The sequence below is a fragment of the Candidatus Falkowbacteria bacterium genome, from assembly GCA_016699775.1.
GTDB classification, from domain to species: domain Bacteria; phylum Patescibacteriota; class Patescibacteriia; order Patescibacteriales; family Patescibacteriaceae; genus Patescibacterium; species Patescibacterium danicum.
Map to the genome: position 1 here is coordinate 667,367 of CP065010.1, position 21,839 is coordinate 689,205.

The window sequence follows — 21,839 nt, forward strand, 5'->3', positions numbered from 1 at the left end:
AACTTTTATTATGTATCAATACCAAATAAACTTAAGTCCGTCAAATTATGGGAGTTGTTTTACCATAATCTTAATCTTTTCATCATCATTTAACTCATCATCATAACCCCAATTATCAATAATTCTAATTTGAGGCGTAAGAATATAACATGAATCTGCACCTTCACATACAGTTCGGTCATCGCTATAGAATGCTCCATTTGCGTCTTTATCTATTTGAGTATAATCATATAAATGACTAAAATAGCGGGGATTAATATCTGCAAAATTTTGGTTTGTTCGATCATAAGTTAGAGGTACTTGATTAGATTTATTATAACCCAAAGAAATATATATATCTTTTAGAGGTTTTTGTTCTGGGTCAGTTTTTGTCGAAAAAGCCAACGTAACAGTTTGCCTACCATTCACAATAATTGTGGATGTTTCCCCCTCAATCATATAATCAAAAATTTTAGGTTTGATATAACAGTAATCACTATCTCTAGTGCCATCGATACTTGGACGAGTACCATCAAAGCACTCGCTGATAGGTAGAGAAGGTAATATTGAAGGAGAACCATATGAAGTTCCATTCCAAGTATATTGATACCAAGACGTTAGGCGAGGAAAAAGTCGTTTGATTACATCCAAAGCATAATTTCCTCCTCCAGTTTTTGGTTTAGTGACACTTACTTCTTTTGCTCGATTATAACAATATGCAACACAGCCAACATCGTCAGAAGAACTTCCAACATTATCAGCCTCAAGCACCCAATTTCTAGGTGTTACTTGACGTGTATTGCATATTTTAGGATTATTAGCAGCGGTCCCATAAGTATCACAGCGATAAGAACTTAATCCTTCGGTAAATCCACTACACAACTTCCAACCAAAAACGTTTCCTTCATCGTCAATATTAGACGGAAAGCAATTTGAGCCGCAACCATTTCCATCATAATCTAAAGTAATAGCTACACGAGGGACACAGGTATCCCATTGAAATGGAATATCTGAAGAGTGTGCACCATTGTCTGTTGCTCCTTTCCAATAAGAGTTAGGGGTATTTGTACACGAACCCCACGCACAGTCCCAGCGACCAGGGGAATAATCTGTAGGTGTAAAATAAAATGGTTGGCCGTTTTCTGTACACTTTTGTGATGTAATACTTCCAGAATAGGGCAAAAATGAAGTAATAAAATATGGTGAAGGGGCAGGTGTAACTTTAACAATCTGTTTTATTCCTGGAGTGGCAGTAGTGGTAATATACGAACCATAATAATTATCGGCCGCTCTTCTTGGAATGTGAGGAATATTAACAGCTCCTATATCACCCCCAAAGTCAATTTTTCTCGTGCTTGATGGATAGAAAAATGGTGATTCGGGGAAAGTTGTATCTGGCAGTTTTAGGGGAGAATTTTCATCTAAACGAGCGGCCCAATATTTATCTGTATCAACCTTAACAAATTCATTACAATATAACTGAGGCGTCGCTGCTGAACATTGATCCTTAGCATCTAAACAATAATAAACACTCTTGCCATTAAAGTTTATCCCCCCACCTTCTTCCATTGGATCGCTCGCTATACGATCAACCGGATACCAGAGTAAACAGACAGCTGGATTACGAGGATCAGTTTCAAGACAATAACCTTTTAGACCCTTTGTAGTAATGTTAGTTTCATCAGTATGATTACACGACAAAGCATTTTCCGTTGGAAATAAACGACAACTTGGTCCAACATATTGAGGTTGAGGATTAATTAAATTTATTGGAATAATACAATCACTTGGATCAGCACCTGAATCTGAACAGCGAATATTAAGCGAGCTTTCAATTTTAATATCATCAATAAATGATTCAATATCTCCGTTATCAAAAACTAAGGTATATGTAGAGGATGTTGCTTTAAACCCAATTGAACGCTTAACCCACTGATGTGGCTTGTCAGTTTTGGAAATTTTTAATATGTAATCAACAGGATTATTTGTACCTGAACGCAAACCGACATCAAGACTACCACCTCTTCCATAGGAGTAAAAAGTTAAAACATATCGTTTATTAACTTGAAATGTCATTGGTACTTTCGACTCTGCTTCAATAACAATAGGTGGCCGAGGATCATCAGGCTTTAATTCCAAAATATTTTTACCGTCAGGAACTAAATATTTAACATCTCTTTGCTGATTACTCAACTTATATAGTGAATTTAAACTCAACTTAGATAATTCATTTGGATTGAAAATAATCGTGCTTGCATTTAATGCCCAATGATTATCATTATCAATTTCAAAACTATTATTAAGAACATCAACAGTCTCACCAACCTGAGACATCGCTGAAAGATGATAATAATCTGATAATGAGTTATATAAACCATCTCTATATCCAACCTTACTATACCCCGTAGTATTTAAAATAGATTCTACTGCATTACTAAAATTTTGTCTTTTATTAGACACTCTTGCCGCACAGCTTCCATCAGCTGCAAAAGCTTCACACTCTCCAATATCCAAACAAGTTTTTTTATTAGGATTATTTGCATCTGGAATATAGCTTAAACAATCAAGCCATTTTGAACAAACACGATCTGGCTGCACTTTGAGTAAAACGTTAGCATTCTTAATAGGACTTGTGCTTGGAGGAGCTCCATCTATAGTTGTATCATATGTTACATCGGCATTAAATATTAAACGACTCTTGTCCTTGCCATTTTGAGATCGTTCGTTAAATAAGACAGCTCCTTTATCAAAATTAACAAGATTATTATGTGAAACTCTATCTAGATTTTTTGCTATTTGATAATCAACATTAGCTTTCAGCAAATAAACTGAATCATTTGGATTGGGACCTAAGCCAGGCTTATTTATTGTTAGTTTACAGGTTACGAGATTTCTATAATTAGTGCGTGAAAGATAGAATTGAGCACTTGAATGATGGTCACTATTATAATCAATAGTTGTTTTATCAATAAAATTATTATTTTCATCAAGCACCTTCATACCTGGGGCTGGGCAAGAAAGCTTTACTCTCATTCGGGAAGCAGATTCCAATAAAGAACCCTTCAAAATATATAAAGTTTGAGGAGTCAAAGAAATAAATTGAGATGCTTCATCACTTCCTTGAGTCCAAGTCCAGCCTTCAATAATATTTGAAGTTATATCTCGCTGTTTAAAACCTGGATTAACGATTAAGTTCTCATTAAACTTTGAAGTTGGATCTATATATTCTGTACAATCTGCTTGTTCGGCCTGACATAGCCCTGCCCAATGTCTACCGTTACTATCAATAGTAGGTTGCTTAACAGCATTTACTACTCCACCAATCCCAATAGTCTTATCATATGAGGAATCGCATGGAGCATCTGTACATTTTTGTCTAGAGACACAATCACTATCTGAAGCACAAATTGAACCGTTTCCATCGCAACGTTTTACATCTTTCTTGTACCACTCATATTGATTAGTGGTGCCGGTCTTCAAACGCCATTCACAAACTTCTTTTCCTGGATCTTTGAAATAGGTATCACCATCAAGACTTGTCCACTTACTACAACCAACAGCTTCCGCCTTACAAGCAACAGTTCCATAACGATCAGGATTGTTGTTTATATAGATATCGGAAAAGCTAATATCTGTATCATACGTTGATGCAAGTCCCATTCGCTGACAACCTTTATTCGCAACTTCACATTGCTTAGTTCGATCATAGATAGCATAAACAATTTTATCAGCTGGGGTGTAAATACAGCTCTTTTCATTAGGATCACAAGCTTTGTTATCATTATCATCATTAACAATTTTTGCTTTATATTCAGTTGAGTTAAAGGTGTCTATAAGTGCTTCACAGCCAGCTGAAACATCGTCACATAAATCTGTAAAGCTATGTAGGTTAACAGTAGTTGAATCAGCATTTTTATATTGACTACAACCAAGCATGTAACCAGGAGCAAAAGAACCATTCAAATCTTCATCACATTCATCTGGTATAGTCCAAGAATTACTAATTAAATAAAAACGATTTGGAACCTCGGTTAATCTGATGTTATCAATAAAGACTTCATTAGCAAAACTTAATTTTAATTTCTCACCAATATTATTCAAATTTGAAGGACGAGGAATTGAAGTTACTTCATGATCAAGTGTAGTAAGGTTAAATGAATAAAGTTTCCAATCAGTTGTAATATTTGTTCCAGAGGTTGAGAAAATTGCTCGGTCTGGAAGAGGCCTTGCGCCATTAAATAATTCAATATTAGATATTGCTGTTGGAACACTAGCACGAGCCAAGAAGCTCACAGTATATGATTTATTTCTTTTTACTCCTTCACCAACTAATTTCGTAAAGGTATTTCCAAGCAAAGAGTGCCCACCAAGATTTAGTGCGGTATTGGTTCGAACTAGTTCACGTCTATCTTCCCAACCTTCATAAGCATTATCATTATCTTCAAAGGTACTAACCGTAAAAATATTTCTAGTGTTACTGGCAATATTACCTGTATACTCTTGACAACCAGCATCAACAGCAGCACAAGTTGTGCCTTCACCAGGGATTGCATAATATAAGCAACGACTCTGGGTAGCGTCCCATTCACCATTACCGGCTAAACAAGAACTGGCCGTATTTAATTCACGGCGGTATGGATGACAATCATCAGAGCAACTAATTGTTTTTTGATATAAATGATAGGAAACTGTTCCATCCTGAGCATAGAACTGACGACAATCATAGTTATATCCAGGTTCAGATGGTAGTTTTTGATAAATAGAAGCATTACACAACAAAGCTTCTTCAGTAGCTGGAAGTGTGCTTAATGGCTCTTCGCCACGACTACCTGGATCTCTTTGTAATGAATAGACCTTAAGTTGATAACCAGATTCATCAGATCCCTCCCAGGTATAAAAAGGCAAACATCGGGATGCGTCAGGCTTAATACATTTTCGCATAGCACTGTAATACTCAATGGCTTCACCACCTTGACTCAACTTATCTAGATTGGTAAAGGCCGTGCAACCAACAGCCTGTGCACCACAAGTTTTTGCAGTAGCGGGAATAAGATTTACAGCCTGCTTAGCATTAAAGGCATTAGCCTGCTGAACATACGTATTATAACCAACACAAGTTCCGGGACAACTGTCTTGAGCAGTCGTTTTAGCTGTCACCGCAATACCAGTATCAAGTGAAGTAAATAATTCACAACCGACTTCATTAGCATTACATTTTTTTGCAAATTTAAAACATTCCTCAGGTGCATCAGTCTTTAAGCGGTATGGAACTCGAACATTGAATTGATAACAAGTATCTTCTAAGTAGGTTGGTAATATTTTTTGATTAATTACATTCCTTGATCCGTAATCGTTATACGTTGTGCTTGCTCGGCCAGCAGTTAATTTAACACTATCAACATACACAATACCACCTCTACTTCCGACAAAAATTCGGTTATCAGTTATTGTTCCAAATGGATAATAGAAAGTAACAACCAAAGTCTGCCATTGATTCAATACTGTTGAGTCAACATGGTTTGCACCTAGCAAACCAAAGCCTGCAAAAGCTGCGCTTGTTTTTGGGAAAACACGCGCTGACAACGTATAATAATGACCTGGTTCAAATTGAAAGTTTTCTGGCAAAAAACTATGGGGAGTAATACCCGGACCCACTGGATTACTAAATAAAGTCCCCGATCCTTCAATATATAAACTTTGTGTGCCATCATCAACTTCTGTCTGCACTATTCCGGCCTTAACCAGACCATCATTAACTAAAATATACCAACGGTCATTACCATCATATGGCGGAGGAAGAGCAGGCAGATTATATAAACCAGGGTCGCCAGGTCCAGGATTTACTTCATAAATTTGACATTCACCATCATATAACTCACCACCTTCACTATCATTACACTTGCTATCTTCAAAACTAGCATCTCCAATGAGGTTAGTGTCTAGGTTATCTTTAGTTCTTATATATTGATGACAACCTTCACCGGAGATTCCACAAGCAGAAACATTCTTATTAAAATATACTTGTTTAGCATCTGCATCCCAACCAATTTTTTTTGTTTCTTTGTCATATGGACCTGAGATAGCATATTGTTTACAACCAACTTGCCCCGCATCACAAAAATTATAGTCCAAAGTATTTTCTAGAAAAGCTGCTTCTTGACCTGATTCATTTTTAAATGTCTGACAGGTATTATTTCGAGCTTCGCAACTATTATTTGGATTTTGACTAAAAATCCAACGACGTTTTTCTTGTGTGCAGTAACCAAATAAAGCACAGGTTCCATTACTATTCTCTTTTATACATGACTGTTCATCAGCACAGTAATCACTATTTCTCGTAACCGATACTTCTAAATTATCAGGCGTAGATAGATTGGAATTTTTATAGACAGTAGCCCCAAGAATTTGAGAACCATAACCTTCCATACCACAAAACATTTTTGGTAATTTTAAAACCCAGTGTGGATCAACAAGACCACGACACCACTCTTCATCTAATCCAGGGTATGATTTATCATCGCTAAAGCATGCTACTAGATCTGATAGAGTAACATCTTTTGTTTGTTCACTATGACCTCTTATATATTGAGCAGCAACTTCCCAACCAACGGGCAAAACCCGATATTTACGAAGAATGATCAAAGATCGATATGGATATCCTTCTTTATAGCTCATGACATCTCCTCTTGTATTATAACCAACGCGAGCATTTCCATCTAATAAACCTTTTTGGATAGCCTCAGCAACAGTTAAATTTTGCTCAATTGCTTGTGCAAACTGTTGATTAATTACACATTCTGTTGGACTAGGATTCTCCTCATCTCTACAAGCACTTAGCTTAGATAAAACATTATAATCTGCTCGTTCATTAAAACGTGCCTGTAGAATACTGCTGTTTTGCTTGGCAACCTCAATAATTCCTCCGGTACCTCCTTGACTATAGTAATTACTCGATGACGATGAAGAGCTACTAGTATTTTTTGATAGATTTTCGATTAGTTTATTAAAAGCTGTTAAGGCTAGCTGGTTAAGAAAAATATTAACGGCATCAACAAAAACATCTCCGGTTCGCTCAAAAAAAGTTCCTACTTGTAAATCTTTAGCTTCTTTTAATTTAAGTTCCCAAATCCCAGGTGGAGCGGTTCTTTGATTGGAAATTATACCTTTAGGTGAGATCCAACCATTATCTTCACGGCGTTGTAATTCTAAACCTTCTTTTTCTCTCCGAACCCTGTATCCGATTTCGTCATTAAGAGTTAAGGCTGCGCCAACATCAGTAGTGGATGGATCAAAAGCCGTTAAGGCAAGGTTTTTTAAATACTCAGGATCTCTATATAATTCTACTTGATCTCGCCCATTTTCATAAATTTGTTTTAAATTACATCGTGATTGGCTAAGGCCTCTACTTTTACTAGCATAATCTGTTAAGCCAAGAGCAATTCTTATGCTTACTGACAAATCAGGTGAACAGATATCATATTTTTTTATAAATGACCCTTCGTCAGTCTTTGCAAACTCTTCAATAAATTGTCCACCAACATTAGCTCCCTGTTCTTGTAACCAAGGCCCAAATTCTTTGGTAAAATAAACTGGCTTTTGACCTTTACCACCGGAACCAATATAGGTTGCTGTATCATAAGCAAACTGATTTACTAAGCTTCGTAAAGAATTTAAAAAACTAGTTCGAGCAGCTTTTAAAATTGTATTCCAAATAGTGGTCTTAACTTCTAATTTAATTTCATCAATTTGTTTTTTTATTTCTGCCCTTGCAGCGGGAACAGATTCAGCCTCAAGAGTTATCGTTGGAACACCTTGAGCGTCAACTTCTTTGTATGATAAAAAAAGAAAACCAACCATTAGCAAACCAATGATTGTGACAATAAAATTTCTAGGAGAGAAAAAACTTCTTTTCATAAAACTAAAATGCTCATTGTATCATCTCATTAAATGTTTCTACAATTTGTTCATCCGATAATCCGTCTAAGGTTTTTTGGTTCATACCAGCTTGTAATAAAAATTGTCGTAAGTCGGTTGCTTTAGGATTTGTACCAAGAGCATCTTGTAAAGCTTTTTTTTCTTCAGCTGTTAATTGTTTAGTATCTGTTGCCGGTGAGGCAGTCGGAGAGATTGTTGCTGTCTGAGTCACTGCACTATTCAACAAATTTTCTAAAGATGAGTTGGAAAATGTTGTATCAGTTTCTGGTGTTGTAATCTGACTGACAGACGTACACGTTTGTCCCTGCGGACAAGTTGGATCATTACCACTATCAATTTCTTGTTTATCAGAAAAAGTATCACTGTCAGTATCATTTAAATATGGAGAAGTTTTATATAAATTTAATTCATCCCAATCATTAAGTCCATCACTATCAGTATCTTTAGCTCTTAAATCAATTTCACTTTGGGTTGGTTGGTTTGAAGCTACTGACTCAGTCTGTGAATCACCATATAACGGTGAAATAATATTTCTTCGAAGTTGAATAACCCACAAACTAGTAATAGACACCACAGCCACTATCAATAATAAGAAACCAATTTTATGTCGTCTGTCAAAATTATCAAGTCCTAAATTATTAGCGATACGATTAGATAAACTCATAGAAAATTTTTCAAAACATTACAATTCAATATCTTTCTTTTTCATTATAAACTAAAACATTGAGATATAATGATTCTAGCTAAAAATATATGAATTAGCCAAATACTAAATTATATTCACAGCTATAATTATACCTATATTATACCACGATCCCCTTTACAAGGGCAATAAGTTTAAGCCAATTTTCTATGGTTAATTCTTGAGCCCTAGCTTTTTCGGTAATCCCAGCTTGCAATAACGCATCAATAACCTTATCTATCGGTAATTGAAGGCCGGCTGCTACATTTGCTTTAAGCATCTTTCGTCTAGCACTAAAACCTATTTTTACAAGTCTAAAAAATTCTTTCTCGGTTATTTGAAGTGATTGTAATGTCTTTAGATGAGTATTATTTCTTTGAAAATTAACAATGGCACTTCCAACTTTTGGAGCTGGCCAAAAACTAGTAGCCGGAACTAGAGAAATTATTTTTGGTTCAGAATAAAATTGCACTGCCACTGCCAAGATACTCATCTCGCCTGCTTCTGCAACCAATCGTTCGCCAACTTCTTTTTGTAACATTAAGGTTAAACGCCTTGGAAGTATATTTCCTTCATTACCGGAAATAAATTTACGTAAAAAAAATGAGCTAATATTGTAAGGCAGATTCGCTACAACAACGAGTTGATTTTTATCTTGTATAGCTTGCACCCAGCTCTCAGTAAAATTTAAAATCTCTTGATTAAATATTTCTACATTTGAAAATTTTTTTTCTATAATTATTTTTTTTAAAACCCGGGCAATTGTATCATCCAATTCTACAGCGATCACTTTTTGTGCACAACCTGCCAGACGCTCTGTTAAAAAACCAAGACCAGGTCCAACTTCTAAAACTATTTCATCACCTTGTAAGTTTGCAGCCAAGATCATTTCATTATACGCACTTTCATCAATTAAAAAATTTTGTCCTTTACTACGTGAAGGGGTGATGTGATATTGACTACAAAGATTTTTTGTTTGATCAAAAATGGTCATATTCGATTCTGTCATCCCCGCCTGCCTACCGGCAGGCAGGCGAAGGCGGGGATCTAGATTAAAGTAACTGTAAAATTTTTTAATTAACCACAACACTCACCAACTTCCCTTTCACCATAATCACTTTTACAATTTCTTTACCCGTTATCCATTGCTGAATTTTTTCTTGTGAGAGAGCTGTGTTTTTTATTTCATCTTCTGAAACATCACTGCTTATTTCAAACGTATCGCGTAACTTTCCATTCACTTGAACAGCAATAGTAATTACTTCATCTTGTAATAATTCTGAATCATACTCTGGCCAACTTGAAACAAAAATAGAATCTTCAGTCAAACTATTTACGTGGTGCCATAATTCATCACAAATATGAGGGGCAAACGGAGCAAGTAATTGAAGTAGAATATTGTATGTTTCTTTATTAATACCCTTGGAATCAGCCAAAGCATTAACAAAAATCATTAAACTTGAAATAGCGGTATTAAAACGCAGATTATCAATATCGTCACTTACCTTTTTAATTGTTTTATGAAGTAGATTATTAAGTTTTTTATCTTGTGTATCAACGCCAATTTTGTCTTGTAATTGCCAAACCCGACGTAAAAAGGTATGAGCTCCTGAAACACCATTTTCATTAAAATTAGCTGATTGAGTAAATGGCCCCATAAACATCTCATAAATTCTAAAAGCATCAGCGCCATAGCTCTCAATCATTTCATCAGGATTAACCACATTCCCCCATCGTTTACTCATTTTTCGGCCATCTTCACCCATAATTAAGCCTAAATTTGAGTACTTTTTAAATGGCTCGGAATAGGAAACTACTTTAATGTCATATAAAAATTTATACCAAAAACGAGCATAAATGAGATGTCGGGTTGCATGCTCAGCGCCTCCAATATACAAATCCACTGGAGACCAGTATTTTTCTTTTACCTGATCAACTAATTTTTCATGATTATTTGGGTCAATGTAGCGTAAAAAATACCAACTTGATCCTGCCCATTGAGGCATAGTATTTGTCTCCCGCTTTCCCTTTCCTCCACATTTCGGGCAAGTAGTGTTAACCCAATCCAAAATTGAGGCTAAAGGAGATTCACCGGTTCCAGTTGGCTCATATGACTCAACCTCTGGTAACAAAACTGGTAAATCTTTTTCTGATACGCCTACTACTCCACACTTTTCACAATGAATCAAAGGGATTGGTTCACCCCAATACCGTTGTCTTGAAAATATCCAATCCCGTAATTTATACTTTGTTACCCATCTGCCACCAGCCTTTTTGGTAATTGCTTGCTTTGTAGATTCAGAAAGTTCACCAGAAAATTTCTCCGAATTAAACATAATACCATCAGCAGTAAATGCAGTGTCAGAAACTAAACGTTGTTTCCAAATATCCAGTTCAGCACAGACCATATTAGCTTCATTCATATGGTCAAGTGAAACCCACTCAATATCATATTTATTTTTTTCAATTTCAGAAACTTGCTCCGGAGTACTATTAGTTAACTCAAAATGAATAGCAGAAGTATAGGCAATGCGGTTTTCATTTTTATGAGCTGCAAAATATTGCCCTTGAACCGGACCACCTAAGATTTTTACAAATTTTAAATCAGTGTAGCCTGTCTCTTCCCTAACTTCTCGTCGAGCTGCTTCAATAATATCTTCATCCTCTTCAACGCCTCCGACCACAAAATTTCGCCAAGGAAATTCTTTCCATTGTAATAATAAAAACTTTTTAGTTTTTGGATCTTGAACTAAGGCATGAATTGTTCTTCTGGCTACAGTCTTTTTACCCTCTTGAGGTGGATTATTATGATCAATCACTCCGGGAATTATCACATCAATCATTGGTAAATGATACTTTTTAGCAAATTCATAATCTCGGTCATCATGAGCCGGGACTGCCATAACGGCTCCAGAGCCATAATCTACTAAAACATAATCCGCAACCCAGACAGGAATTTCTTTTTTTGTTAAAGGATGAATAACAGAAACTCCTTCTAATACCACACCACTTTTTTCTTTGCCTTCGGCCGTGCGTTCAATATCTGGTTTATTACGAATAGCCTCAATATAGCGCTCAACTTCTTCTTTATTATTTACTTGAGAAAGTAAATCTTGCACCAGTTTATGTTCAGGAGCTATCACAATATACGTAACTCCGTATAACGTATCTGGCCTGGTGGTGAAGACGGTAATTTTTTGTTCTGAATTTGTAACCGAAAAATCTATTTCCGCCCCTTCACTTTTTCCAATCCAATGACGCTGTGATTCTTTAATTGCTTCAGGCCAATCAAGAGCTTCTAAGTCTTCAAGTAATCTTTCTGCATAATCTGTAATTCGCAAGACCCACTGACGCAAAGGCTTTTTTTCAACAACTGTCCCACACCGTTCACATCGACCATCTTCAACATCTTCGTTAGCTAACCCTGTTTTACAAGATGGACACCAATTAATTGGCTCAAAAGATTCATAAGCCAGACCTTTATGAAACATTTGCAAAAAAATCCATTGTGTCCATTTGTAAAAATGTGGGTCAATAGTAGAAACTTCACGTTCCCAATCATAGGTAAATCCAATTTTCACTAACTGATCTTTAAAGCGTTGAATATTTTCTTTGACGGCTATGGCTGGATGAACTTTATGTTTCAAAGCATAGTTTTCTGCGGGTAGCCCAAACGCATCTGAACCCATTGGATGCAAAACATTTTTCCCTTCCATTAATTTTTTTCGAGCAATGACGTCAGTGGCAATATAACCTTTTGGATGTCCAACATGTAAGCCCTCGCCTGAAGGATAAGGGAACATATCCAAAATATAAAATTTTTCAGCATCTGGATTTTCTCGAGTACGATAAAGATTAAGGTCTTGCCAAACCTTCTGCCATTTTTTTTCAATTGTTGAGTGGTTATATTCCATAGTAATATTTTTTTTAATGTCATCCCCGCTTTCTCCATTGTCATCCCCGCGAAGGCGGGGATCTCGTCGTTACACTGAGAATTTGTCTTTTTAATTGTCATCCCCGACTTGGTCGGGGACCTAGTTCTTTTTCAGAACACATATTATTTCTTACTGTCATCCCCGCGAAGGCGGGGACCTAGTTCTTTTTCAGAACACATATTATTTCTTACTGTCATCCCCGACTTGGTCGGGGATCTCGTCATCATCTGTACTCCTTAACAATATCTGAATATAGATCTCTCCAGTCTTCATTAAAATGACTTATTCTACTCACCTTCCATTCACGATTCCATCTCTTTAACCTTTTTTCTCGTAAAATCGCAACTTTAGGATCATCAAAGATCTCATAATAAACTAGCTTATTGACATTATATTGTTTTGTAAATCCTTCAATAAGTCCTTGCTTATGTTCATATATTCTATTTAAAAGACTATGAGTAATACCAACATAAAAAACAGAATGTTTCTTGTTGTTAGAATATAAACAAAATATGATTTCCCTCCTATCATATTATATTTACTTTAGCATACTTTATTGATCAATTGCTCCTTATATTCACCAGATCCCCGCCTTCGCGGGGATGACATTATAAGAGGACAATAACAGGAAAGTCGGAGATGACAATACCTATATATCAATCTCAATTCCCACCGGACAATGATCAGAGCCCATTATAGAATCTAAAATAAAGGCTTTTTTTACATGTTTGCTAATCTTAGCTGATACCAAGAAATAGTCAATCCGCCAGCCAACATTGCGAGAACGAGCACCAAAACGATAGGTCCACCAAGAATATTGTACCTTGTCACCATTAAGCTGACGATAGGTATCAACCAGTCCGGCCTCAATATATTTTCTCCCCCATTTTCGCTCCTCATCAGTAAAACCGGCTGATTCGTGATTTTCTTTTGGTCTTGCTAAATCAATTTCTTCTCTGGCAACATTAAAATCTCCACAAATAATCACTGGCTTTTTCTTTTCTAACTTTTTTATATACGCTAATAGTGCTTTATTAAAACGAGACTTATAGTCCAAACGAGCAAGCGTTGGTTGAGAATTTGGAAAATAAGTATTAATAAAATAAAATTTTGGCATTTCAAAAGTTTGGACACGACCCTCATCATCAAATTCGCTTATCCCAATTCCCTCTTGTAGCGACAGTGGTATCATTTTAGATAAAATTGCTGTACCACTATACCCAGGTCGCTTAGCCGGATTCCAGGTTTCTTCATAGCCTTTAAAATCAAACTCCTCTTTGAGCCGACTTTCATGATCAATCTTTATTTCTTGAATACCTAAAATATCAGGTTTAGTTTTTTTTAAAAAATCACCAAAACCATTTCTGACACAGGCTCTAATTCCATTCACATTCCAAGAAATAAGTTTCATACAATAATATAAAATTATACATTCTATTTGAGATAGATTGTCCTAATCAAACATAGTCATTTGTATGATATAATTATAAGGTAGTCCATACATCCTCGCAATATGCCCAAAGATATAATAACTCATCACTCTGGCCATCGCCTTCGCAATATTATCCTTTCTCTGGTTATCATTCCTATTTCATTATTTGTGACTCTGCTTATTGTTGGTTTTGTTGCAGATATTCTGATTCGTAGTCAAAAAATTCAGAATAATGATTATAGTTTCACCGTCCCCTCAACAAACCAAACAGCAAATACTCAAACCTACGATGAAAAAACAAGAAAACTAATTGAAGGTGAAAATAACCCAAGTTTTGGCGCCACAAATCCAAAAGTAACCATTGTTGAATTTTCAGATTTTGCCTGTCCCTTTTGTAAAGCATCTTTTCCAGCTATTAGAGAAATTGGTTTAAAAAACCAAGAAAACGTAAAAATTATTTTCCGTGATTGGCCTGGGCATGAATTTTCACTATCCCTAGCCTTAGCAGCTTACTGTGCTGGGGAACAAGGAAAATTTTGGGAAATGCATGATAAATTATTTCAAAATCAATCAGAAACTTTTGGGGCAGATAAAAATCAGTTAGCCACTTTAGCTCAACAATTAGGAATTTATAATCAAGATTTTCAAACTTGCTTTGACTCTCAAAAATATTTACCCCAAATAAAGAAGAATTTTATTGACTCAGAAATTCTTGGCGTATCCGGAACACCAACTTGGTTTATCAATGGGTCAAAAATTGAAGGAGCATTGTCAGTAACTGATTTAGAAAAAATAATTAGCCCCTATCTTAAATAGAAATATGTCCAAGCGTCACATTTTTTTTATTACAATTTTTTTCAGCTTACTATTATCAAGCACAACTAATAGCTATGCTCAAAATGATAAAAAAGTTGGTTGCTGTGAAAAAACTGAAATTGCCGCCCCAAATAGAATCACAACCATGGATTCAGACAAAGCTGCTTGTGACTTAACTGGACAACAAGGGCCATGGACCGTGAGATTTATGCCGGATTACTTTGCCAATGCCAATAAATGTGACAAAAAAATTGCTACCAAGGCAGAAAAGCTCGACAAACCAATTCCCTTTGTACCAAGAGTAAGTATCCCAGATACCAAATACACTGCCGGGCAAGAGGTTGGAATTGATGAAAGCACATCTGCCCTAGCAAACTATATTGTTGCAATCTTTAAATATTCAACTGGTGTTATTGGAATTATTGCCGCCATTGTCTTAATGCTTGCGGGAATTATGTGGGTCACTGCCGCCGGCAATCAAGAACAAATTGGTTCAGCAAAGAAAATGATTGGCGGTGGTTTAATGGGTCTAATACTAACCCTTGGGTCTTTTGTTATTTTATCAATGGTGAATACAAATTTAGTAAATCTGAAAATAACACCGGTTACTAAAATACAGAATATTAGCTTGGATGAATTAGAAGAAGTTTGTGCTTTAAAAACTGCACAGGATGATACGACTACATCCCAAAATATTACCCGAAAAGCCTGTGAAGAGTTAGCTGCCAATGAAGTTGAAGTTAATAATCCTAATAAATATAAAAAAGTTGAGTGCAAACCATATTCTAATGGTGGATGGATTGCTGAAAATAATACCTGTGTCAAGACTACTGGTTGCTGCCTTCTTGATATAGGTACACAAATTGGACTTTTTGAATGGCCATGGGGCGATGACCAAATTTGTATCCAAGAATTAACTGAAAAGTCATGTGATGGAAATGCTACTAGTGCTCTATCTAACTTTATTCCAGGATATAACCTATTTACAGATGATATTGATGCTGATCATTATCGTGGTCAAAAATGTGAAGCTGTTTCTGATTGTACAGGGAACCTTATTTGTAGCTCCGCGGCAGAATGTTTTGAGAAGCTAAAACTAAAAAATCAATCAGAGAATTAACCCCCCGTATGAAAATTTCTAAAAAATTATTTTTTTTCATAATACTATTTTTTTTATTTATATTTCAAGGAAAACAACATCAAGCACAAGCTGCTTCAGGTTGTTGTAAAGTAATGAAGGAGACTGGAGCTTTTGAAATATCCGCAAGTGAGGTCGTATATCTAACGATGGAGAGCGAGGATTGCGAAAAACAAAAAGGACCAAATTCAGAAGTTACATTTGAAGAAGGTAAACAAGCAAGTGAAGATAAAAATAGCTGTGAAGATGCGTCAGGAACAACAGGAGAAGCTAAACCATCAAAACCAATTCCCCCAAAGCTTCAAGTTTCAATACCTGGTTTTGGAAAATTTTCTGATGTTACTTGTGATGACCCTGAAGCTCCTTGTGCATTCCCTTGGATCGGCGAATACATTGGGGCTATCTATGACTATGGGATCGGTATTGTTGGTATTTTATCCGTTATTGTTATGATGATTGGCGGGGTGATTCGCTTAACCGCTGGTGGAAACCATTCACAAATTAGTCAAGGTAATACCTATATAAAAAGCAGTATTCTTGGTGTTGTTTTTACACTCTGCTCATATATGATCTTGTTTATTGTAAACCCTAATCTAACGATTTTGAAGCCGATTAATGTCTCGTACATAACCAATATACCACTTGAAGAAATCGAAGACGCAGACCATAATCATGGATTAGCTGCTGAACCTTTGAATATTGTTGATGATGTTTTAATTGGCGCTAGTGGCAAAACCTGCAAGGTGTCTGAACGAATAAGAGTTCCTAATGATGTTAATGGACTAGGTATTTTGGATCAATCCGGTCAAACAGCTTGCCCAGACGCTATTAATACTTTAAAAAAAGCGGCTCAATGTATGAAAAATAAAAATGAAAAATATATAATTCGTGTCTCAAGTGCTTCAAGAACTCGTGAAATGCAAAAAGCGGAATATGCTAAAGACTCTAAAAATGCCTGTAACCCTTATAATGGAAACTGCCCACATACGAGTGGCGTTGCTTTTGATGCCTGGGGTTGCTGGAAAGGGGAAGCGGGTAGTTGCAAAGATGCAAAAATTCAAAGTATATTACAAGATTGTATGAAACAAAGTGGTCTTTGTATTCTTTTTGCTGAGTGTTGGCATTTTGAAAATCCTCCATTTTCTAGAAGTTGTGGAACAACTAAAAATTATAATGGGAAATGGTGCAAATCTCTTTGTTTAGAAGCAGGTGGTAAATACAATGAAGCAACTAGGCGTTGTTCTATAAGCCCCTGATTTAAAAGTTTCAATCCCTACGCCAAAAATCAAGATTATAATTTCAAATTATCACTACTGAAATAAATTCAGTAAAAACCATTTATGAACAACTATGCCTCTGCCTCCAAAAAAATATTCAACATTACAAGTTTAGCACTCATTATTTTTTCTGTGTGGCTTATTCCTCATATTAGTCATGCTCAATTAATTTGCTGCGAAACTCATACAATCCCTGACAATGGAAGATCTCATAAAAGCAAAACCACCAAAGAACAATGTGAAGGCTACATAAATCAAACACGAGGAATTAACATACTTCCTGAAAATGAATGTGAAGTTACCGAAGAACCAAAAAAAGAAATTATTTCTGAATCTTTGAAATCACCAGCTCTGGCAGTAAGAATTCCTGGATTAATTTTTCGTAATAACCCTTGCACCGAGGAAAGTTGTCCCAATAACTGGCTGGCTGATTATATTGCCTCCGTTTATGAATATTCTATAATAGTTATAGCTATCTTGGCGGTGATTTCTCTTATGTTGGGAGGGGTTATCTGGCTCATTAGTGCTGGCAATCGTGAAAGAATTGATATAGCCAAAAAACGTATCCTACACGGAATATTAGGAGTTATGTTGGTCCTTGCTAGTTATCTCATTCTTAATTCTATAAATCCAAATCTTATCAGTTTCAAACCGATTGATTTAAAATATATAAAAAATAAATCATTGGAAATGCCTGAAATGACTAAAGAAGAAGAAGAAGTCTTTGATCAGATGGTTGAAGACCAAGAAAATAGCCAAAATAACTCTGGGAGTGGCAACAGAGATTCTGGTCCAGGCGATCCTGATGAAAACGAGTCATATTATTCACAAACAGAATTCTGTAATCCGACCGTGCAGATGAAGAACGGAAAAAAACTAATTCCTAAAAGATATTGCACTGAATTTATTGTTGTTCATACCACCGTCAGTAACGCGACCGCCGCAGTTACTAACGCGATTCATAAGTCAGGAGATTATGATTGTATAGCTTATAATCGCTTCGTAGATCGTAAAGGAATTATAGTGGACGGCAGAGGTGAGGCTTACTCGGGAGGACATGCTCAATGTTATAATGATCGTTCTGTCGGTATAGTATATTCAGGATGTAAAGATGAAAGCTGGGATACTTTTCAAGCTTTCTACCCAAATATAAAATATATAAAACAAGATAGCTTAACATTTGATAAAAGAAGATACATCAGGCCCGAACTGGCTGCCTATATGACTATAGATTCTTTTGATACATCAGTAAAAACTTTCAAATCACCATTAGAAGATGATCAAATTATTATCCAACCAGCACTTATTTCTTTAATAGAGGAAATTAGACGCCTTCAGCGAAAATACGGAATCCCAACAGAGAACGTTCTCGGTCATTTTGAAACAGCCAGGGCTAAAGCCTGTCCTTGTCTTAATATGAATGATATAAGACTTGTCCTTACTATAATGGAACATAACGTATTTCTTTATACTGACATTGAAGCAATACTTGTTTCATTACCTCAGTGGAGAAAAATATATAATATACAGGAACATAAAGGCTATCTCTATAATATACATAATCATTGGCCGCGTTTATTAGCGAAACAACAGTGCTGTTATCCAAAAAACGATCCACCAAAAGAAATATCAGCGGAAAAAAGTTGTATAAATAGAGAAATAAAGACTGATTGTTGGGGAGGTGTTAATGCTAATAAGAACAAAGACGGAAATTACAAAGAATATTAAAAAGTAAAAAGTAACTTAAATAAAAAACCGTTTCCTGATATAATATATATTAATATCAAAAAACGGTCTATGTTCTATCTTGAGCACGGCGATTTGTGCTCATTCTCTAAAACAAATTCTAAATAAGCTTTAGAGAAAGCTTCTTCACTCACCACGTCATACGCCATGTTAGCAACTTTAATTGTTGCCTTTTGAGCAGAAGCCATTGAAGTTTCTTTCTTTTCCAAAGCTCTTAAAAAGAGACATAGGAAAATTGAAGTAAGCATCACCAACATTACTATAGATGCCCTATAAAAAAAAGTGTGGAACCTAGTCATTTCCATTATTCCCCCTTTTTATTAAATTTTTAATGTATATTATATAATAGCATATTTTTAAAAAAATGTCAAGAATAAGCTCAAAATCCTCAATATTTATTAAATTTCTCAAATTAATACCCATTTTAATTGTTTATTTTTTTATAATATACCCAATTAATACACAGGCGCAACAAGGCTGTTGTGCCTGGCAATTAAAAGATACTTCCAAAGCTGAAGCCATCACAACCACAAAAGAAGAATGCCTCGCTTTAAAAAGCAGCGGACGTCAGTATACTTTTCTCGCCTTTTCTAACGACTACAAACCCCACAATGGGCTATGTCTCAGTGCTGAAGCATTTCTAAAGGCTTCTGATGAAAACAAGAGACTTATCGCACCAAAATTATCAGTATTAATTCCAGACATGGATAAGCTTGAAAACATAACCTGCACCGAAGGCAATATTTGCAACATCCCCTGGCTTGGACAATACATCGCTGGTTTACAGCGTTACGCTATTGGCATCGTGGGAATAATTGCGGTTATAGTATTAATGATTGGAGGAATTATTTGGTTAACTTCAGGAGGAAACCAAGGTCAAACTGCACAAGCAAAAAAAATAATCAGCGGAAGCATAGTAGGTCTATTTCTTGTTTTTGGATCATATCTAATTTTGTATCTTGTAAATCCAAATCTAACTGTGATGAAGAGTCTGCAAATTGGCTATATTGAGAAGATTGACCTTGATGAAATTATAGCTGAAATAAAAGACGGGGCACCAATTTCACAAGACGCTAGTGAGCTGATGAAAAAATTTGATAAAGACGGTATTATCAGTCATACGGTTGGGAAAAGTGCTAATACTTATAAAACTCAAAGTTGTAATCGTTCAGTTTTTTCAGGAGGACCAGTGGAGTTTTTTACAACAGGATATTATAAACCCCCGTACGAAAATTCTCAAAAATTTTTTTGTAATATGGGCTTGCAGTGTTCATGCCCCCGTGGATCGTCACAGATTGGTCCTAATAAAAATGTATGTAAGCATAATTATAAATACTGCAGTCCCTTCCCAGCAGAAACACCTTATTGTAATCAAACTTCTTCAGGAGTTGAGCCACAAATTGGCCATATTGCCGCCGATGGGAATTGTTTTAATTTTGGAGACAAAATCTGCTTGAGTGGTAAAATTACACTTACCGTTACTGACAGAGGAGGTGAAATACAAGGAAGAAGAATTGATATTTGGTCTGACGCAGATCAAAAAGCAGCCCTATCTAAAACCGGCGTTGCTCTTGTAACGCTTGGTGCCTGTCCCTAATTTTTATGAATATGTCAGTTATATTATTTAGTTTATTATTTTCTTTAAATATTACATTAGTACCGACTGTAAAGGCTGATTGTTTTACTATTGATAGCCAAATGAATTGCTCATCATTAAAAGGTATTTATACGGAAGTAAATAATAATCAATGTAAAGAGTATCTTGCAGATCAATCAATTTGTTGTTGCTCACTTGATAAAAGTGTAACCACTAAACCAAAGTATATTCTTATCCTTTCAGTCACTGCTTTTTTTGCTATACTTACAGCACTGGTATTTTTCTATAAAAAAAATGAATAAAATAAAAAAAATTGTCTTATTAAGTATTCTATGTGGAGCATTGTTATCTCCCCTCTTTTTTGTACAAGCTCAAGAAGATCCAGCTCCAGATCTTGGAGCTAGCACACCAAAAATAAGCCCTCCAATTGATTTCCCAAAATTAAGTGTTAAGCTACCGGGATTAAATTTCGATAAAGCCATTTGCACAAGTACTGAGTGCAGTAATAATTGGTTAGCAGAATATATACAAGCACTATATCAATATGGAATCAGTGTTATCGCAATTCTAGCGGTAATCACATTAATGATTGCTGGTGTAATCTGGCTAACAGCGGCAGGAAATCAACAACGTGTAAGTGAGGCAAAAAAATGGATAGGCGGAAGTTTGATGGGAGTATTAATTGCCTTAACATCATATGTGGTGTTGAATATGGTTAATCCTGCTTTGACAGAGTTATCGCCAATAAAAATTAAGTATATTGCGTACGGTGAACTACCTGAAATGTCTCAAGAGGAAATAGTAGAAGAAAAGCGCTTAATATCTAAAGGTGAGGTAATCCCTGATGGAAATTATGGAAAAAGACAACGAACTGAGTATATTATAGTTCATACTACTGGAGGAACTGCAAATAGGGATCAAGAACACGCTCATCATAAACGCAAAGGATGGAAGGGTATTGGATATAACCTTTTCATAGAAAGAAACGGCTCAATGGTCGATGGTAGAGGGGAAGATGCTGTTGGCGCACATGCTGTTGGATATAACACCAATGGTATCGGGATTTCATATGTTGGATGTGATCAAGAACCACCTCCCACTAACCAATCTTTTAGTAATGCTGTAAGTAAAGGGACTATTAAACAAGCTCAACTAGATACTTTAATTTCAGCTATTAAAAATCTTCAACAAAAATATAGTGTACCAAGAAATAAGGTTCTAGGGCATACCGAAACACCTGGTGTTGGAAAAGCTTGTCCATGTATTAGTATGGATGAACTTAGATCTAAAATATTACCATAG

General features: G+C 35.7%; 14 protein-coding genes. 7 read left to right on the top strand and 7 right to left on the bottom strand.

From position 1 onward, the window contains the following. Window positions 1-45: 45 nt before the first annotated feature. The 6 genes from IPN41_03455 to xth form a co-directional block, all read right to left on the bottom strand. Window positions 46-7,893, bottom strand: coding sequence for a hypothetical protein (locus tag IPN41_03455; GenBank protein ID QQS60154.1), 7,848 nt, complete (start codon window positions 7,891-7,893; stop codon window positions 46-48). A 13-nt stretch (window positions 7,894-7,906) separates the two neighbouring features. Further along, entirely contained in the window at window positions 7,907-8,578 is a 672-nt protein-coding gene (locus IPN41_03460) for a hypothetical protein (GenBank protein ID QQS60155.1), read from the bottom strand. A gap of 139 nt (window positions 8,579-8,717) precedes the next feature. Then, window positions 8,718-9,590, bottom strand: coding sequence for a ribosomal RNA small subunit methyltransferase A (gene rsmA / locus IPN41_03465; GenBank protein ID QQS60156.1), 873 nt, complete (start codon window positions 9,588-9,590; stop codon window positions 8,718-8,720). A gap of 79 nt (window positions 9,591-9,669) precedes the next feature. Then, window positions 9,670-12,510: a leucine--tRNA ligase gene (locus IPN41_03470; GenBank protein ID QQS60157.1), complete on the bottom strand. Its 2,841-nt coding sequence runs from the start codon at window positions 12,508-12,510 to the stop codon at window positions 9,670-9,672. A 244-nt stretch (window positions 12,511-12,754) separates the two neighbouring features. Beyond that, window positions 12,755-13,048, bottom strand: coding sequence for a GIY-YIG nuclease family protein (locus tag IPN41_03475; protein ID QQS60806.1), 294 nt, complete (start codon window positions 13,046-13,048; stop codon window positions 12,755-12,757). 132 nt (window positions 13,049-13,180) lie between these two features. Continuing rightward, the gene (gene xth, locus IPN41_03480; GenBank protein QQS60158.1) at window positions 13,181-13,942 is read right to left on the bottom strand and encodes an exodeoxyribonuclease III; all 762 of its coding nucleotides are present in this window, start codon (window positions 13,940-13,942) and stop codon (window positions 13,181-13,183) included. 102 nt (window positions 13,943-14,044) lie between these two features. Between xth and IPN41_03485 the strand changes: the two genes are divergently transcribed. The 4 genes from IPN41_03485 (at window position 14,045) to IPN41_03500 (ending at window position 18,922) form a co-directional block, all read left to right on the top strand. Beyond that, window positions 14,045-14,779: a DsbA family protein gene (locus tag IPN41_03485; protein ID QQS60159.1), complete on the top strand. Its 735-nt coding sequence runs from the start codon at window positions 14,045-14,047 to the stop codon at window positions 14,777-14,779. A 4-nt stretch (window positions 14,780-14,783) separates the two neighbouring features. Continuing rightward, complete coding sequence (locus IPN41_03490; GenBank protein ID QQS60160.1) at window positions 14,784-15,899, top strand: hypothetical protein; 1,116 nt, start codon at window positions 14,784-14,786, stop codon at window positions 15,897-15,899. Window positions 15,900-15,907: 8 nt separating this feature from the next. Further along, a complete protein-coding gene (locus IPN41_03495; GenBank protein QQS60161.1) occupies window positions 15,908-17,173 on the top strand; it encodes a hypothetical protein in 1,266 nt (421 codons plus the stop codon). 84 nt (window positions 17,174-17,257) lie between these two features. Continuing rightward, window positions 17,258-18,922, top strand: coding sequence for an N-acetylmuramoyl-L-alanine amidase (locus IPN41_03500; protein ID QQS60162.1), 1,665 nt, complete (start codon window positions 17,258-17,260; stop codon window positions 18,920-18,922). 74 nt (window positions 18,923-18,996) lie between these two features. Here IPN41_03500 and IPN41_03505 read toward each other — a convergent pair whose 3' ends face one another. Further along, a complete protein-coding gene (locus IPN41_03505) occupies window positions 18,997-19,197 on the bottom strand; it encodes a hypothetical protein (GenBank protein ID QQS60163.1) in 201 nt (66 codons plus the stop codon). Window positions 19,198-19,304: 107 nt separating this feature from the next. On the opposite strand from IPN41_03505, the gene IPN41_03510 reads away from it, so the two are divergent. From IPN41_03510 to IPN41_03520, 3 genes are read left to right on the top strand one after another with little or no spacing between them, the layout of a single operon-like run. Further along, entirely contained in the window at window positions 19,305-20,537 is a 1,233-nt protein-coding gene (locus IPN41_03510; GenBank protein QQS60164.1) for a hypothetical protein, read from the top strand. A gap of 11 nt (window positions 20,538-20,548) precedes the next feature. Further along, a complete protein-coding gene (locus IPN41_03515) occupies window positions 20,549-20,839 on the top strand; it encodes a hypothetical protein (GenBank protein ID QQS60165.1) in 291 nt (96 codons plus the stop codon). After that, complete coding sequence (locus IPN41_03520; GenBank protein QQS60166.1) at window positions 20,832-21,839, top strand: N-acetylmuramoyl-L-alanine amidase; 1,008 nt, start codon at window positions 20,832-20,834, stop codon at window positions 21,837-21,839. Before IPN41_03515 ends, IPN41_03520 begins: the two co-directional genes overlap by 8 nt.

Excerpts from the sequence above, each read along its gene's own strand:
- IPN41_03500 (QQS60162.1), top strand. The coding sequence starts at position 17,258 with ATGAACAACTATGCCTCTGCCTCCAAAAAAATATTCAACATTACAAGT.
- IPN41_03455 (QQS60154.1), bottom strand. The coding sequence starts at position 7,893 with ATGAAAAGAAGTTTTTTCTCTCCTAGAAATTTTATTGTCACAATCATT.
- xth (QQS60158.1), bottom strand. The coding sequence starts at position 13,942 with ATGAAACTTATTTCTTGGAATGTGAATGGAATTAGAGCCTGTGTCAGA.
- IPN41_03470 (QQS60157.1), bottom strand. The coding sequence starts at position 12,510 with ATGGAATATAACCACTCAACAATTGAAAAAAAATGGCAGAAGGTTTGG.
- IPN41_03460 (QQS60155.1), bottom strand. The coding sequence starts at position 8,578 with ATGAGTTTATCTAATCGTATCGCTAATAATTTAGGACTTGATAATTTT.
- IPN41_03510 (QQS60164.1), top strand. The coding sequence starts at position 19,305 with ATGTCAAGAATAAGCTCAAAATCCTCAATATTTATTAAATTTCTCAAA.
- IPN41_03515 (QQS60165.1), top strand. The coding sequence starts at position 20,549 with ATGTCAGTTATATTATTTAGTTTATTATTTTCTTTAAATATTACATTA.
- IPN41_03495 (QQS60161.1), top strand. The coding sequence starts at position 15,908 with ATGAAAATTTCTAAAAAATTATTTTTTTTCATAATACTATTTTTTTTA.
- rsmA (QQS60156.1), bottom strand. The coding sequence starts at position 9,590 with ATGACCATTTTTGATCAAACAAAAAATCTTTGTAGTCAATATCACATC.
- IPN41_03490 (QQS60160.1), top strand. The coding sequence starts at position 14,784 with ATGTCCAAGCGTCACATTTTTTTTATTACAATTTTTTTCAGCTTACTA.
- IPN41_03520 (QQS60166.1), top strand. The coding sequence starts at position 20,832 with ATGAATAAAATAAAAAAAATTGTCTTATTAAGTATTCTATGTGGAGCA.
- IPN41_03485 (QQS60159.1), top strand. The coding sequence starts at position 14,045 with ATGCCCAAAGATATAATAACTCATCACTCTGGCCATCGCCTTCGCAAT.
- IPN41_03505 (QQS60163.1), bottom strand. The coding sequence starts at position 19,197 with ATGTTGGTGATGCTTACTTCAATTTTCCTATGTCTCTTTTTAAGAGCT.